At 65.9% G+C, this 15,234-nt stretch carries 12 protein-coding genes; 7 read left to right on the top strand and 5 right to left on the bottom strand.

Translation table 11 applies throughout. The features are described 5' to 3' along the window. Positions 1-5: 5 nt before the first annotated feature. Positions 6-2,429, top strand: a complete 2,424-nt coding sequence (locus AMYAL_RS0104570; protein WP_020630130.1) for a hypothetical protein — start codon at positions 6-8, stop codon at positions 2,427-2,429. 193 nt (positions 2,430-2,622) lie between these two features. On the opposite strand, the gene AMYAL_RS0104565 is transcribed toward AMYAL_RS0104570, so the two are convergent. Continuing rightward, entirely contained in the window at positions 2,623-3,393 is a 771-nt protein-coding gene (locus tag AMYAL_RS0104565; RefSeq protein ID WP_020630129.1) for an NYN domain-containing protein, read from the bottom strand. A gap of 293 nt (positions 3,394-3,686) precedes the next feature. Here AMYAL_RS0104565 and AMYAL_RS49180 point away from each other — a divergent pair, with 293 nt between their 5' ends. The 3 genes from AMYAL_RS49180 to AMYAL_RS0104555 all read left to right on the top strand — a co-directional run bounded on the left by AMYAL_RS49180 (position 3,687) and on the right by AMYAL_RS0104555 (position 6,849). After that, entirely contained in the window at positions 3,687-4,604 is a 918-nt protein-coding gene (locus AMYAL_RS49180) for a hypothetical protein (protein WP_143267621.1), read from the top strand. Between the two features lie 406 nt (positions 4,605-5,010). Then, positions 5,011-6,069, top strand: a complete 1,059-nt coding sequence (locus AMYAL_RS0104560; protein WP_020630128.1) for a ParB/Srx family N-terminal domain-containing protein — start codon at positions 5,011-5,013, stop codon at positions 6,067-6,069. 165 nt (positions 6,070-6,234) lie between these two features. Beyond that, positions 6,235-6,849 carry a hypothetical protein gene (locus tag AMYAL_RS0104555; protein WP_020630127.1) on the top strand — a complete coding sequence of 205 codons (615 nt, stop codon included), beginning with the start codon at positions 6,235-6,237 and terminating at the stop codon, positions 6,847-6,849. Positions 6,850-7,220: 371 nt separating this feature from the next. Here AMYAL_RS0104555 and AMYAL_RS0104545 read toward each other — a convergent pair whose 3' ends face one another. Then, positions 7,221-8,855: a tannase/feruloyl esterase family alpha/beta hydrolase gene (locus AMYAL_RS0104545; RefSeq protein WP_051137506.1), complete on the bottom strand. Its 1,635-nt coding sequence runs from the start codon at positions 8,853-8,855 to the stop codon at positions 7,221-7,223. Positions 8,856-8,902: 47 nt separating this feature from the next. Here AMYAL_RS0104545 and AMYAL_RS0104540 point away from each other — a divergent pair, with 47 nt between their 5' ends. After that, on the top strand, positions 8,903-9,469 hold the full coding sequence (locus tag AMYAL_RS0104540; RefSeq protein WP_026466746.1) for a CGNR zinc finger domain-containing protein: 567 nt from the start codon (positions 8,903-8,905) through the stop codon (positions 9,467-9,469). Positions 9,470-9,684: 215 nt separating this feature from the next. Here AMYAL_RS0104540 and AMYAL_RS50130 read toward each other — a convergent pair whose 3' ends face one another. Then, the gene (locus AMYAL_RS50130) at positions 9,685-9,879 is read right to left on the bottom strand and encodes a hypothetical protein (protein WP_209447227.1); all 195 of its coding nucleotides are present in this window, start codon (positions 9,877-9,879) and stop codon (positions 9,685-9,687) included. Between the two features lie 93 nt (positions 9,880-9,972). Between AMYAL_RS50130 and AMYAL_RS0104530 the strand changes: the two genes are divergently transcribed. Next, entirely contained in the window at positions 9,973-11,127 is a 1,155-nt protein-coding gene (locus tag AMYAL_RS0104530; RefSeq protein WP_020630123.1) for an acyl-CoA dehydrogenase family protein, read from the top strand. Positions 11,128-11,530: 403 nt separating this feature from the next. On the opposite strand, the gene AMYAL_RS0104520 is transcribed toward AMYAL_RS0104530, so the two are convergent. Beyond that, entirely contained in the window at positions 11,531-11,962 is a 432-nt protein-coding gene (locus AMYAL_RS0104520; RefSeq protein WP_020630121.1) for an organic hydroperoxide resistance protein, read from the bottom strand. A 174-nt stretch (positions 11,963-12,136) separates the two neighbouring features. Further along, on the bottom strand, positions 12,137-13,702 hold the full coding sequence (locus AMYAL_RS0104515) for a cytochrome c biogenesis protein DipZ (RefSeq protein WP_020630120.1): 1,566 nt from the start codon (positions 13,700-13,702) through the stop codon (positions 12,137-12,139). A gap of 400 nt (positions 13,703-14,102) precedes the next feature. Here AMYAL_RS0104515 and AMYAL_RS0104510 point away from each other — a divergent pair, with 400 nt between their 5' ends. Beyond that, positions 14,103-15,182 (top strand): hypothetical protein, encoded by a 1,080-nt coding sequence (locus AMYAL_RS0104510; protein ID WP_167336142.1) that lies wholly within the window; start codon positions 14,103-14,105, stop codon positions 15,180-15,182. Positions 15,183-15,234 lie beyond the last annotated feature (52 nt).

Raw genomic sequence — 15,234 nt, 5'->3', positions numbered from 1 at the left:
TCTGTGTGGTAGACGAGGCTGTCGCCGAGCTGAATCACAGGATCAGGAAGTTCGAGGCGGGCGACACTGCCCCGATAACACAGCCGGAAGCCGTTGAGCTGATGGTGTCGACGATTTACGGCAGTGGTTCCTTGTCGGATGGACTTTCCCCTGAACTGCTCAAGCTGGCCGGAGGACTTCACTGGTGCCGAGCGAAGGCCATGTCGGCGGGTGAGGGAAGCGCGGAGATGGTCTATGCGGTCAAGCTGATTATGCGATCGTCCGACGATCCCATCAGCCTGGAGTTCGACAAGCACTACTTCGCTTTTCTGGCCGCTGAATTCCTGGCAGTCGCACATTCGAGCGGGGACGAGTCGCTCGGACAGCACGCAGTCGATTTCGCGTCGGACGTGCTGGACGTGCTCTACGACGTACATCCGATGGTCCCCGCGATCCTCGTGAACATGGCCGAGCTGTACAAGGCGAGGTTCAGTGCGCTCGATCACGAGTCCGATCTCGACCAAGCTGTGGAGCACATACGGTCGTCGTTGACGTACATTACCGACGACGTCTCAGACAAGGCATCACTGCGAGCAGCTCTGTGCGCTCTGCTGCAGACGAGGTTCGAGCACAGCGGGCGAGAAGAGGATTCGGCCGAGATAGCCGAACTCCGGTCGCACTCGCAGAGCGTGCCGAGCACGGCTGTTGCTTCTCAGCGGTTCGGCTACGCCCTCAGAGCGCTATCGGTCGACCGCGGCTCCATGCGAGCGATGATCGACAGGGCGGTCACCTTTCCCCGAGCCGAGGAGCTGGCGGAACACCTCTCCGAGACGAAGGCCGGGAATCTCGTCGTAGAGGCGATCATGAAGCGGTTCGATGTCTCGGCGTTCGCCGACGAGGTGGCTGATACCGACCGCGGTGACTATCTGGTGCTGCGTCTCGGAGACGGCGTCGGCGACTCTGTTGTCCGTTCGTTCCCGCTCGTGGGTGAGCGGGTGAACCAGTTGAGCTGTGGTCTGGCAGCGTCGACTTCCGGGCGCAAGCTGTGGAGCCGGATCGCGGGTTCCGAAAGCGGCCGGGACCTTGCCCTGACCTTGCTCCGCAGAGAGTGGAAGTGGGCTGCTCAGGCCTTCGTCGACCTGTTCGCGGCAGAGAGGTCGGAGGCGGCCATCAAATCTCTCGCTCATGGCGAGGACGGCCGTGAGCTGGTACGTCTGCTGGCCGGCGACGATGACGGCGTATCGCTCGTCGTCGAAATGGTGAAGGACAAGAGGTTCGTCGAGCTCTGTGCCGCGCTGTTGGAGAGCGAGTCCGCCAGACGGTTCCTGGTCGACCTGAGCGGTAGTGTTGCGATGGAGGGCTGCGTCGACCAGTTGCTTTCGCGTGCAGAAGCCGCACAGCTGGTCATGCAGCTCTTGTCGTCCGACTGCATGACTCAGGTGGTGGCTCCGAAAGCCGGTACCGCCGAACTGTCCGTGATCTGGGAAGCGATCGTGGACAGCAGCAAACGACGAACCCTCGTAGACCGGCTGGCCGACGTCGTTGCCGGAGAGAAAGGCCGCGATGCCGAGGTCGACAAACTGTGCGCGCTGCTGCTCCCGTGTTTGCTCGCACCAGTTCTGGGCGTCGTGCTCAGCTCAGTGGGAGTGACCGCCACCGCGGAAGTCGTGTTCGTCGCAGCGGTCATCGCGGTGACAGAACGTCCGGACAGGCTTGCCGAGCAGGTAAAGGACGATGACCTGTGGATCCCGCCCACGACGCATCAGCAGCCGTCGCCGGATTCGGACGTGTGGATCAAGGTCATGGGTGACCGGCTGCGCGACGGTGTGCCGGCAGTGGAAGCGTCAGATGGCGAGAATCTGGACCGCCTCGCCGGCGCCGTTTACGACTACATGGTTCGAAAGGACCTGGTGAACCCCGCGCCGATGCACCAGGACCGCGTGCTGTCCGCACTCGTCGCCGGCTGGAAAGCTGATGAGAAGGAGAGTGTCGACCTGACGGCGGTCCAAGACACGGTTCAGGCCGCGCTGAAGCGAACGCCGAAGGATCGCTGGAAGACGCTGCTCGGAGGGATTCTGATCGGCCTCTCGGGGAACGGCATCTACGACGGCATCATGGGACTCGCAAAGATGCTGATGTCTCAGGCGCCCAGTCCGGATGCGCAAGTTTACGAGATCGATCTAGGGCTTGCCAGGGACATCGACCGCTGGCGAGCCGCCGTCATCGACAGCCGGGACGACGGTCTCCAGTGGACGTCCGACGACGAGCTCGGGCTGATCTTCTGCCTTCACGCGCTCAGCGTCGCGGTGATCGCAGGTGTGTACACGCGGCGCTACGTTCGGACGAACGACCAGGAGGAACCCGGTGTTGTCGTCGCGAGGCTGCGGCTGAACCCCGAGTTCGCGGCCGTTCATGCGCGAAGCCTCGGCATGGACGTCTTCTACACATAGAGGACGCGAGGGGACGCTTCCGCTGTAGCGCCTCGCCGCACGACTTGAATGATGTGAGACGGCCCGGCGTTGGCCTGGTGACTCGTAGCTCTTACTCGTCGATGTTGTCGAGCGGGAAGTACTGATCCAGGCTCGCTCCGTACGGCTGACCGCCCTGGCTGTCGGCTCCCGTCGACAGTGGGCAGACGGTGGGTTATTCGGCGGGGCGGCGTCGTTTGTCGCGGATGTAGATGACTGCGGGTTTGCCGTCGCCGGGAGTGCGGCGGTCCTGTTCGAACAGGGTGGTGGCGGTGATCAGTCCGCTGAGTTTGGGGTAGCCGTAGTTGCGTGGGTCGAAGTCCGGGCGTTGTTTGGTGATGATGCTGCCTACGGCGGCGAGTGCGGCCCAGCCGTCGTCGTCGGAGGCTGCCTCGACGGCGTTGCGCAGTTGGTTCACCAGGGCTGTGTCGGCCTTCAGTTGTGCCGCGGCCGTGGCGGTTTTCGGCTTGGGGTCCGTTTCGACTGGCGCGTTGGGGTTGTGGGGGTGGGCGAGGTTCTCGGTGTAGATGAATTTGTCGCAGGCGGCGACGAAGGGCTGGGGTGTTTTGCGTTCGCCGAAGCCGTAGACGGTGAGGCCGGATTCGCGCAGGCGTGCGGCGAGCCTGGTGAAGTCGCTGTCGCTGGAGACGATGCAGAACCCGTCGAAGCGCCCGGAGTAGAGCAGGTCCATCGCGTCGATGACCATCGCGGCGTCGGTGGCGTTCTTGCCGGTGGTGTAGGCGAATTGCTGGATGGGCTGGATCGACTGGGCGAGCAGGTGGTCTTTCCAGCCTTTGAGGTTGGTGCCGGTCCAGTCGCCGTAGGCGCGTTTGACGTGCGCGGTGCCGTACTTGGCGACCTCGGCCAGCAGGCCTTCGGTGATCGAGGGCCGCGCGTTGTCCGCGTCGATCAGCACCGCGAGTCTGACAGCGTTCTCACCGACCATGAAACAGGCATCCCTCGGGTGTCGTCGGACCATGCACGTCATCCGAGATGATGCACCATTCGCGACTCGGCCGCATGTCCTGAGGCTGGGTGTCTGCGCGTCGATGACGACATTCTCAACCTGTAGGTGTCTTTCATGCAACTATGTTCTGTTGTGAGTGGCGTGCTCCGGTGGCCACGATCGAGTTGAGCAAGGTTTCAATATCAACATTCGGCTGACCGTCATAAGTCAGGTGACGGCAGCTGTTGATCCAATTCCTGCTCACGTCGTTGTCAAGGTGGTAGCCTGTTTTGATGGGAGTCGATGACGCAGTCAGCAATCCCGAACGCAACCCTGGAAAGATCGGTTTATCCGCTGATCTTCTCGAGTTTACGATGCCCAAGCCGTCTGGTGTCACACCTGGCGACATGGCATCATTTACCGTCGATGCTTGTCTCGCACTTGCAAAGGCATCGAAAGCCTTCGGTGAAGCCGCCGCTACCGGTGGGGGAAGTGTGCTCTTTATCGGCATCGGCGTGGCGGCCAAGAGGATCGCCCGAGGTGCCGTCTTCGAGGCTGGGATTTCGAACACGCTTTCCATGTTCGCGGACGGACAAATTGACGCTGCGAAGCAATCGCTTTCCGATGCCCAAAATGAAACCAGTGAACAGCAGCGTCATGACCGCCTGCTGGTGGCCGAAGGTCATCTTACCGGCGCGTATGCGATGTTTGTCCGTGATATGAATCAGAACGCTGGCAAGAAAATACCTTCCAGTCCGAACAAGAACGCTGACGCACTCCGTGCACTGTATGTCAACGCCATGGCCACGGCGGCGGTCACTGCCTCAATTCTCAGGGAGCAGGGATCGCGCAATGTCGTGAGATGGGCAGATCATGCAGATGAGCATCTCGCGGCCTTCGGTGACTTCACCTCGAATCTATATGGGACGGACTGTGATTCACTTGCGGACGCGGAGCGAGAATTCGCGGCGACCAGGATGACGCCGGGAAAAGTTCTCTCTGATATAGGTCGGGTAGGTATTTCGACTGCATCGTTCCTTCTGACAAGGGGGCGACGGTTCATGCCACCTCCTCAGCTTGATGTCGATCAGGCAATAGCTGCGAGTATTCAGTTGGAAACCTGTCGTGTGGCCAAGAAGGAAATGGATACCCTGACCCGAATCCGATCCTCCTACGCGGAGCTCAGAGCATGGTGGCTGGAACCGGCGTAGTCGGCCTTGTCGCGGCCGCCGAGCCAGGGTCACGTGCCTGTCGACTGGCCAGGGCACCTGGCGCTCGCTGCCACGCACGTCACCTTCCCGAACAACGCTGCGCGGACGACGTCGAGTCGGTGAGCGTGTCCGCGACGCCGTGGCCGGGCGGCTGTTCGGTTGTGGGGTGGGCGAGGTCGGTGGTGTGTTGACCAGGGACAGGACCATGTCGGCGGTCGTGCCGGGTGGAGCAGAGCGGCCGGAGGCCGCCGCCCTGCTCCAGAGCCAATCATTACGGCTCATGGCGAAAGTGAACCCGTCATCAGTTCACGGCGGATACGCCTGTTCGTCACCTGGCCGTGGGACGGTGTTCAGCATCGGGACGCAGGGTCTCTCAGACGTCTTTTCGTGAGTACGGGGTAAAAACATGCGCATTGGTACCAGGTTCGGTCGGATCGTCACAGTCGTCGCCGTCGCGTCGGTCGGTGTCGGACTGGCCGGCACGGGGGCGAGTGCGGCGCCGGGCTCCCGGCCTTGGTTCTGCGGTCACGACAACCGGTCGGCACCGTACTCCGGCTACCTGTGCGCCGAGGCCGGTGACCTGCTCGACGTGCGGATCGGCGACGTGCACCCCACTCAGCCGTCGCTGGGCTACGACGAGGTCTACTACAAGCTCGGCCGCTACACCCTCGGCAAGGACGCGATCAACAAGAAGTTCGACGACTGGTGCGAGGCCGACGGCCGGAACGCCGCCGCGTCGGTGTCACCGGGAGCCCGGCTGGACGACCCGTCCTCGTTCGCTTGCGAGTTGGCGGTCGGCGCGGAGACACCGGCAAGTGTCGGAGCCATGAAGACGGTCGTGATCGGGCCTGGCGGTGAGCCGTTCCTGACCGATGGCCACCACACCCTGACCTCGTTCGCCGAAACCCCCGACGGCGGGCTGAACCTGCACGTCCGGCTGCGGGTGCTGGCGAACTACAGCACGCTGACCCGGCAGGACTTCTGGGCGCGGATGAAGGACCACAAGTGGGTCTGGCTGCGCGACGCCGACGGCAAACCGGTCAAGGTGAACAAGCTGCCGTCCTCCGTGGGGCTGGCCAACTTCGGCAACGACCGATACCGCGGCCTGCTCTACTTCGGCCGTGACATCGGCTATACACAGGGCGATCTGCCGTTCCAGGAGTTCTACTGGGGCGCCTGGTTGCGCGACGCCAAGCCGGTCGATCTGTGCAAGTGGAACACCGGCGACCTGACGAGCTACCTGGCGACGGTCAAGTCGTTCACACAGGCGATGGTGGCACTGCCCAAGTCTTCGGTGGTGGACAGCGGCTTCACCGCCGCGGACCTCGGCGCTCTGGACGACTGGAACGACGGCGCGGCCGCGGGCAAGGGAGAGTTCGGCAAGCTGAGCAAGCCCTACACCGACGCCAAGCCCGGCAAGCTCGCCTACGCCTTGGAATACAAGAAGACCCACGGCCTGCGCTGAGCCGGACCTCGACGAGACCGGTAGCTGGTCTGCCGGGCGCGTTCGTTCAACCGGGTGGGACATCCTCCGGCGAGGATCGGTCTAGGCTGGGCCGTCGTGGTGCGGCGATATGATTCGAGGGGAAGCGCTGCCGGCGTGAACGTGCACGATGTTCCATGGCGACCGATGTTCGACGCCGCTGCGGCGCTCGACGACGACGCGCTTGTCGATGAAGTCACCCGGCTAGCCAGGGTCGTCGGGGACGGTGACGGCCGTCGCGCCGACGAACTCGTGGTGCTCGCGCGCGTGTTCGACCACCGGTACTTCACCCGCGCGACCGGTTTTCCGGCGTCGAAGGCCGGGCCGCTCCGGCTGACGGAGATGGCTGTGCGGGGGACAGCGGCCGAATGCCGTGCGAGCGGCGACCTGGACCTCATGGTCATGCACATGCTCAGCGACAGCGCCCCTGCCGACTACGCCGACATCGCACAGCGGGGTCCGGGATACGCCACGACCACCGCCGGATATCTCCGGAACGCGTTTTCCGGTCCGGTCCCGATGCACGAGGCGATGGCGGACATGAGCGTGGCGATGCTGCCGGTCGAGCTTCCCGGCGAGGACGAAGCCCCGGTCGTGGTGTTTTCGCTGCTGACCGGCGCGGCCGCCCGGATTCTCCATGCCATCGGTCAGTCCCGCGACCCGGCCGACGTCGTCGCGAGCGCCCGTGAACGCATCGTGCAGCATCGCCCGTTCTCCTGGGAGGTCGAGCAGGGGGAAGCGACGTCGGGCGACCCAAGGTGACGCGAGGCTGGGGAGCCATCCACGGCCTTCAGATGGGTTCGGGGGCGCGACCGGGATCCCGTTCGGGCATCTTCGCTTCGACACGCTCCATCAGCAGCGTGAACGACATGACCAGCAGCGGGATCACCAGCACCATCCACATGATCCTTCTGGTACCCGGATCGGCCGCCGCGTAATCCTCCCCGACGGCTGTACCGCGACGGATCAGGGGGAAGAGCCTCGATCACCCGGAGTGCCAATGTCGCGAAGGCCACTTTCGAGACTTCAGACGTCTCGAAAGTGGCCTTCGCAACACGGGAAGCGGTGCGTTGGACAAGAAATGCCGTCTGTACCGGAAACCCGGTACAGACGGCATTTTCGCTTCGGTGAACTCAGAACCTCGTGCAGTGGTAGCTCGATGAAAGCGCCGGGTTACCGTGCCCGTTGTAGCGTGACATCTGCGGCAGCGGACAGAGGTTCCGCGACCCCGTGCCGTCGAGGGTGGTCGCGGCCAGCGTGGCCGGGGCCTTGTCCTGCTCGACCCAGTCGACCAGCGCGCTCAGCGCGTTGACCGGCTGCGCACCCGCGCCACCACCGCAGTGCTGCACACCAGGGGCCAGGAACAGGCGGTAGAAGTCGTTCACCCGGTCCGCCCCGCCCATCCGCCGTTCGACCTGCTCACGGTAGGCGAGCGTGCCGCCCGGCGGGATCAGCTGGTCGGCCGTGCCGACGACGGTGATCAGCTTGCCACCCGCGCGGCGGAAGTCCGACAGGTTCGGGTCGGAGGTGCCGATGACCCGGTCGTACTCCCGCACCGACTGGCGGAACAGGTCGCGGTACTGGACGTACGTCAGCTTCGAGGTGTCGAAACCGGGCTGCTTCTTCAGGAAGCTCTGCACCCAGTGCACGGCCACCGGGAACCCCGGAGCGAACAGGGTGCCGTTCGCGTCGGGCTGCGTGCCTGCCAGCCAGGTGTAGTCCGCGCCCTTGGGGAGCCCGGACCACAGTTTCCGTCCGCGCTCGTCGGTCGGGCCCGCCCAGATCTTGCGCATGACGTCCGCGTCCTCGGTGGTCACGGCGACCTCACGGCCGGCGCAGAGCACCTTGGTGCCCACCAGCGAGCGCGGATCGTAGCTGCACTCGTCCGGCTGGTCGATGACGCCGTTGGTGACTCCGTCACGGGCGTCACAGGCCTGGATCGCGGCCTTCTGGAAGGCACCGAGGACGCAGTCGGCGACGAAGTGGCGGTCGTTGTTCATCACGACCTGCGGCCACAGGGTCGCCACCGCGAACTGGGTCCAGTTCACCGCCGGCGCGTTGGCCAGGATGCCGTCGAAGTCGCGTGCGTGGTCCTGGGCTTCTCCGTAGCCCTGGCGGCCACCGGTCGAGCAGCCGTTCCAGTACGCGTACGACACCGCGCGGCCGTAGTGCTTGCGCACCACGTCCTTGCCGATCAACGCCGACTCGTGCACCGAACGGGACGCGAAGTTGCTCAGCAGCGCCCGGTTGACCGTGCCGTCGCCGGTCACCGCCCAGCTGGTGTCGAGTCCACCGAGGACACCGGCATCGGTCGTGACCCCCGTGTAGCCGTCCTTCACCGCCTGCGCCAGCGGCGCGCCGAAGTTGCCCGCGGCGTAGGCACTGCCACCGATGCCCTGGAGCCGCCCGGTCCAGCCGGTCTCCGGGAGCGTGATCCCGACCTTCACGTGATCGCCCGCCCCCGGATGGGTGACGGTCACGGTGAGCTGGCAGTACGACGGCACATCGGTGATCACGGTCGCCGGCGACAGCTCCGTGGCCGGGAACGAGAGTGTCCCGCCCTGGTGGCGTTCGGCCTGCACCGATTCGATCTTCGCGCCCTGGGGCGCGGTCACCGGCACCTGCGCACAGGCCGGGGCCGTGGCCTGTGCGGGCGTGAGTTCGGCCGACGCGCTCCCGGCGAGGGGGATCAGGGCGGCGATCGGCAGTGCCACCACCAGGACCTTCGCCAGGCGGCCCGTGGGTCTGCCTTTTCGTCTTGTCGTCATTTCCGTTACCTTTCGTTGGTCGTCCGTAACCTGCCGGGGGTGGTCACGTGGAGCACGCCTTTCCCTGCGGCAACCTCGCCCTTGACTTCGTGGGCACTCTGCGTGCCCGCCGGAGCCTGCCGAGGGAGATGCTGCGTACTCCTGGTGGCCTCGACCTGTGGTTCGTCGAGGCCGGTGTCGCGGACCGTGCCCCTGGCAGCGATCCGGACGATCTCGCCGCCGCGCTGGTCCTGCGCGAGCGGATCTACGACCTCGTCCGGGCTCGGCTCGAGGACGAGCCCGGTGAGGCCGCGGCGATCGACGTGCTCAATCGGATGGCCGCGAGGCCGCCAGTGGCCCCGCGACTCGGCCGAAGCGGACTGGTCCGGGAGGCCACGCCGGACCAGGCGCTGTCCGACGTCGCCCGCGTCGCGATCGAAGTCCTCGGTGGTCCGGACGCCGCATTCCTCAAAGAATGCGGTCGGCCGGAGTGCACCCAGGTCTACCTCGACACCTCCCGCGGCGGGCGCCGTGAGTGGTGCGCGATGGCGACTTGCGGGAACATGATGAAGGCGCTGGCCCATCGAGCCCGGCAGCGCGGTAATCCTCCGTTGAGTCCGTCACGTCTGGGATGAACCGTAGACGCCGGAAATAGACGATCGATTTACGTTTCGCAGACGAGGATCACTCGAAGGAACAGCCGGGGTTGGGGGCGTGGTGCCCAGATTGCGTCCGATGTGGACATAGCCGGGGCCGCTCGCTTCGGAGATGCTCTGCCCCGCCCGGTAGACGCCGTCGCTGTCGCAGCTCGAGTCGTTGTGGCTCAGCACGCCCCGCTGGACGTAACCGGTCACCTGACCGGGGTGGTAGTGCCAGCTGGCGCGAGGGTGATCTCCTTGAGCACGTAGTCGGTGCCGTCGACGACGTGGTCGAAGATCGTGACCGCCGAGACACCCTTGCCGGGGGTCGCGTTCGCCGTGCCCGAAAGGAAGGTCAACGACAGGCCGGCCGCGGTGACCATCACGACTGCTGCTTTCTTCTTCATGCGCGGTAAGTTATGGGCACACTGTGGACAGTCGTTGTACGTGGAATCGACGATGTCGACCAGGTGTATACGACGCGCCTGCATTCTGGACTCATGTCCGACAACATTTCCGGGGAGACCCGTGCGCTCGCCCTGCCGAACCTGCTGCGGGGCGCGATCGAGGCCGCGCGTGACGAGGCCGACATGCTCGGCCGCCTGCCGGATCACCTGGTCACCGAACTTCGTGACGCGGGTGCCTTCAGTCTGTTCACTCCTGCCGAGTACGGCGGGCTGGAGGTGTCGCTCAGCACCGCGCTGACCGTTTACGAACAGTTCGGGCGGATCGACACCTCGGCCGCTTGGGTCGTGTGGAACGCCAATTTCGGTTTCACCGCGGCGATGCTCGGTGAGGCGGGCGCGGCGAAGGTCTGGACCGGAGGCCGGGAACCGGTGCTGGCGAACGCGGGCCAGCCTGGCCAGGCCGTCGCGGTGGACGGCGGTTACCGGCTTTCCGGGCGGTGGGGCATCGTCAGCGGGATCGAGGCGGTCGAATGGTTCGTTCCGCTCGGCGTCGTGATGGACGGCGAGCAGCCCGTGATGACCGAGGCGGGCACCCCGGACGTGCGCCTGTTCCACGTCCGTCAGGACCAGCTGAAGATCGAGCACACCTGGAATGTCAGCGGTATGGGTGCGACCGGCAGCCACGGGGTGGTGGTCGAGGACGCGTTCGTCCCGGCGGAGCTGACCGCGAGGATCGATGCCCCGTTGCGGCTGGACCGGCCCACTTACCGGCTCAACCCGATTCTGCTGGTCTTCGCCGGCTGCACCGCTGTCGCGCTGGGCACGGTCGAGCAGGCCATCGACGAACTGGTCACGCTCGCTCCCGGCAAGGCGTCCCCGTTCGGCGGTCTGCTCGCCGAGCAGCCGCACGTCCAGGAATCGCTGGCCCGGCACGAGGCCGCGGTCCGGGCCGCGCGCCTGTTCCTGTTCGACGTGGCCAGGCGGATCGACGAGACCGCCGGGCAGGCCACGGTCGCCCTGCACGCCGATCTGCACTCGGCCATGGCCCACGCGGCCGTCGTCGGCCGGGACGCCCTGGTCGAGATGTACCGGTTGGGGAGCTCCACTTCGCTCTACCTGGGCAATGCTCTCGACAGGCTGTACCGCGACGGGATGGTGGCGCTGCAGCACGTCAACCAGGCACCGGAATTCTTCGGTGGTTCGGGGCGCGTGCGGCTCGGCCTGGAGCCCGGTCTGCCGTTGTTCTGACGAGACGGAAGGGCGCTTCGGCATCAGCAGGGCGAGTACCAGCCCGCCGAGCAGTGGGTCGAGGGCGGGCCCGGTTCACCAGGGGAGCGGGCCTTCGTTGTTGTGGAAGCCGCCGGTTCCTTCACCTTCGTCCACTGGGCGGACGCCGCTGAAACCGTTGAGGTCGGTCGCCGTGTAGCCAGGGGTGACCGAGTTGCGCCAGCGCGGGATCGTCGAGGAAGGCGTTGGCGTACTTGAGGGTGAGCATGTTCACGGCGGCTTTCGTCGCCGAGTACACAAAGGACTTACGCCACCGCGTGTTCGGGCTGGTGCTCGCCGGAATGCGCGCGCCAAGGCGGTAGCCCGGCCTGAAATGGCTCGAGCCCGCCCCCAGAGGAAACGGGGCGGGCTCGATGAACAGGGGTCAGGCGACGGTGGCGTCGAGGGTGACTTCGATGTTGCCGCGCGTGGCCTTCGAGTACGGGCACAGCTGGTGCGCGCCCTGGACCAGTTCGTCGGCGGTCGCCTGGTCGACGCCGGAGGCCTCGAGATGCAGGGCCGCGCTCAGCTTGAATTCGCCGGCCTCGGTGTCGTGGTGCAGGGTGATTTCCGCGACGACGGCGAGGTCGGTCGGCTTGACCTTTTTCGCCGCGGCGACCCGGCGCACGGCGCCGACGAAGCAGGACGCCCAGCCCGCCGCGAACAGCTGTTCCGGGTTGGTGCCGTCACCGGCGCCGCCGAATGCCTTCGGGACGCCGAGGGTGACGTCGAGCGCGCCGTCGTCGGACCTCGCGTGACCCCCGTTGCGGCCCTCCGCGGTGGAGGAGGCGACCGCGGTGTAGGTGACTTCAGACATCGGCTTTCCTTTGCGTTCCGTGGTTTGTGCCGACCACGTTACGAACAGGGGAACCGCCGCGGCGACCGTCGGACGACGTCACCGGTGTACGTCACCGTGCGGATCGGACCAGGGAAGCCTCGGCCGCGCTGATCCGCGCGTGCATACGCCGCAAGCCAGGGGGAGAGACAGGGGCTAGCTGAAGGTGAAGGCATAGGCCTGCACGCCGGGGCTCACCGACAGCGACAGCTGCCCGTGTCCGGTGTGTCCGTCCAGCAGGGTGTAGAGCGTCGGTGCGCCGGAGACCGCGATGGTCTTCGTGCCGTCCACCGTCACCGTCCCGGTGCCGCCGAGTACCAAGTGGACGGACGAGGCGCGGAAGTCGAGGCGCAGTCCCGCATCCGGGCCCGCGGTGAGGTGCTCGCCGTTCGAGGTCCAGGTGCCGCCGAGTGCGAACGTGTCCGGATCGAGCCTGCCGGGAAAGGTGTAGGCGCGGGTCTCTCCGGCAGAGATCTTGTCGCCGCTCGTGGCGAGCGGCGCGTGTTCGGAACCGAGGTAGGTTTCCGGCGTCAGTGCGGTGCCTGGCGTGGTGTCCGGGAGATCGGTGGGGCTGGGGAGCGAGCGGGCGCCGCTTTCGGTGAGGGCGGTGCGGATCTGCTGCTCGAAGTCCGCGTAGCCGCCCTCGCCGAAGCTGGACCGCCGCACCTGACCGGTCGCGTCGACCAGGTAAGCCGCCGGCCAGTAGTGGTTGTCGTAGGCACTCCAAGTGGCGTAGTCGTTGTCGATCGCGATCGGATAGTTCACGCCCAGGGCCTTCGCTTGTTCGGCCACGTTCCCCGGATCGTGTTCGAACGCGAACTCCGGGGTGTGCACGCCGACGACCTCCAGGCCGGCCCCGCGGTAGGTGTCGTACCACTGCTTCAGGTGCGGCAGCGCGCGCTGGCAGTTGATACAGCTGTAGGTCCAGAAGCTGACGACGACGACCTTGCCCCGTAGTTCCTTGAGTGACAACGGTTCTCCGCCAGGCGTGTTGAGCCACTGGGAAATCCCGGCGAAGTCCGGTGCGTGGGTGAGCTGGTCGAGCTGCTGCGATCCGACGGCCCGTTGTGTGGCGGCGGTGTAGTCCGGCACCACGCGCTGCAGCGGGGCGGCAAGGTCGAACGCGGTCACGGCGGCCACCAGGATCAGTGCGGCGCCGGTGGCGGCGCGCAGACGCCGGGCGTGGTCGCGGAAGAAACGGGTCCGCCGGGCGAGCGCACCGCCCGAAGCGGCCAGCGCGAGCAGCGGGATCCCTGTGCCCACGCCAAAGGCCGCGGTCAGCAGGAGAGTGTCGAACCCGATCTGGTGCGTGGCCCCGAGGACAGCGATGGTGGCCAGGACCGGGCCCGCGCACGGCACGTACACCAGCCCCAGTGCCAGCCCGGTCACGAAGCCGTTTCGGCGGGGCGATGCGGCGTGGCCGCGCAGGCGGGCGAACGGGCGCTCCAGCAGTTCCCCGGCGCGCGGGAAGATCAGGCCGACTCCGAGCAGGGCGAGCGCCACGATTCCCGCGTTACGCAGGAGCCCGCCGGGCAGGTTCAGTGAGCCGAGCACGAGCGTGCCGAACAGCGTCGCGAGGCTGAAACTGGTCACCAGCCCGCCGACGACGCCCCACGGCCGCCGCGCTGCGGCGGTCAGGACGACGGGCAGGACGGGGAGCACGCAGGGCGAGACGCTGGTGACGATCCCGGCGAGTAAACCGGCGAGAAGCAGGGTGGGCATGCCCGCGATGGTATTGCGTGCGTAACCCTCCGAGCAGGTTATGAATGGATGGTAAGGATCTCGTCATGTTCGTGGCGGCAGGTGCGGCACACCGCCGTCATATGACGTACAAGTACCGCGTCATCTGACGGGCGCGAAGCGGGTGACGCGAAGCCTGGCCCAGTCCGGCCGCGTCTCCGCCTGACGGCCTGGTCGGCGGCGAGACGTACCTGCGGGGTCAGGCACCGTCGCCCTCGGGAGGAGCCGCCAATGGCGGCATCCGCCGGAGATCGTCCAAGGCTCATTTCGGCATCGAACTGACATCAACCCGCAAGGTCGGGTAACTCTCCCGTCGGCGCCCGCGACGAGCGGACTGCGGGATCGTGGCGATGCCTCGAAAGCACAGAAAGAGGGCGAACCAATGGAAAGTCGACGCCTCCTCGTCGCGTTTGGAGCGGCATTGACAGGCGCCGGTCTCGGCGTTGCGATCAATCTCGCCACGGAGCTGAAAGGAAACGCTCTGGCCTGGGTCGCCGTGGCGATCCTGACGGCCACCAGTGCCGCGATCGGGTACACGGCGGACAAAACCGTGCAGCGCAAGCGGGCCGGAAACAGGAAGTCACCAACCGGCAGCCCTGGCGGCACCAGTCTGACCAGCCAGGACAACCGTGGAACGATCATTCAGAACTCCGGGTCCAGCATCGACTCGTTTCACGTCACCTCGGATTCCCGAACCACCCTGTGGCTCTCGTTGAACCTCACGGTTCTCTGCCTGACCGTCGTGACGCTGGTCGTTGTTCCGCAGGCGACGCACATCGGGGCCGCCGCACCGGCGGCACCATCCACCTCGGACAGCGCGAAACCGGCACCGAAGGACCCGGTTTCGTTGACGGTCGAATCCGTGGCGACCTCGTGCACCTGGTACGGAACTTCGCGACCGGTCACCCAGGTTGGTGCTCCACCACAGCGGGGAGACATGAACGCGGACTACGCCGCATGGGCACAAGACAATGACGTGGCCGAAATCGGCTGGAGCAAGGTACTCGTCACGGTCAAGAGCACCTCCGAGAAGCCCGTTTCGATCACGGGCATCGACTTCCTTGTCAGCGAACGGAAACCGGTGATCAAAGGTGCCACGCTCGGTGGTGGCTGCGGCAGCGAGACCACGGCCCGCTTCGCGGTCGTCGACCTGGATCAGAATCCCCCTCGGATCACCGAGTCCACGTCAAAGGAGTTGACATGGGGAGACGAGAATTGGCGGACGAGTCCGCTCCGGTTCCCCTACACCGTGTCCGACAAGGAAACCGAGTCGCTGCTGCTGATCGCCAAGACCGATGCCTGTGAATGCCGCTGGAAAGCGCGCCTGCGGTGGTCCAACGGTGAGACGACCGGGTCAAGCGTGCTCGACTACAAGGGAAAGCCGTTCCACACCTCCGGCTCGGCCGGGCTGCGGGACAGTTACATCTACAACGACACGGCCAAACAGTGGGACAAACTGTGAGTCCGTACTCCATGGCCGGGCCGGCATGTGATCACTCGGCCATCGACACCTG

Source organism: Amycolatopsis alba DSM 44262, from assembly GCF_000384215.1.
GTDB lineage: Bacteria > Actinomycetota > Actinomycetes > Mycobacteriales > Pseudonocardiaceae > Amycolatopsis > Amycolatopsis alba.
The sequence above is the reverse complement of the archived record's forward strand: the minus strand, read 5'-3'. Positions and strand labels throughout refer to the sequence as shown.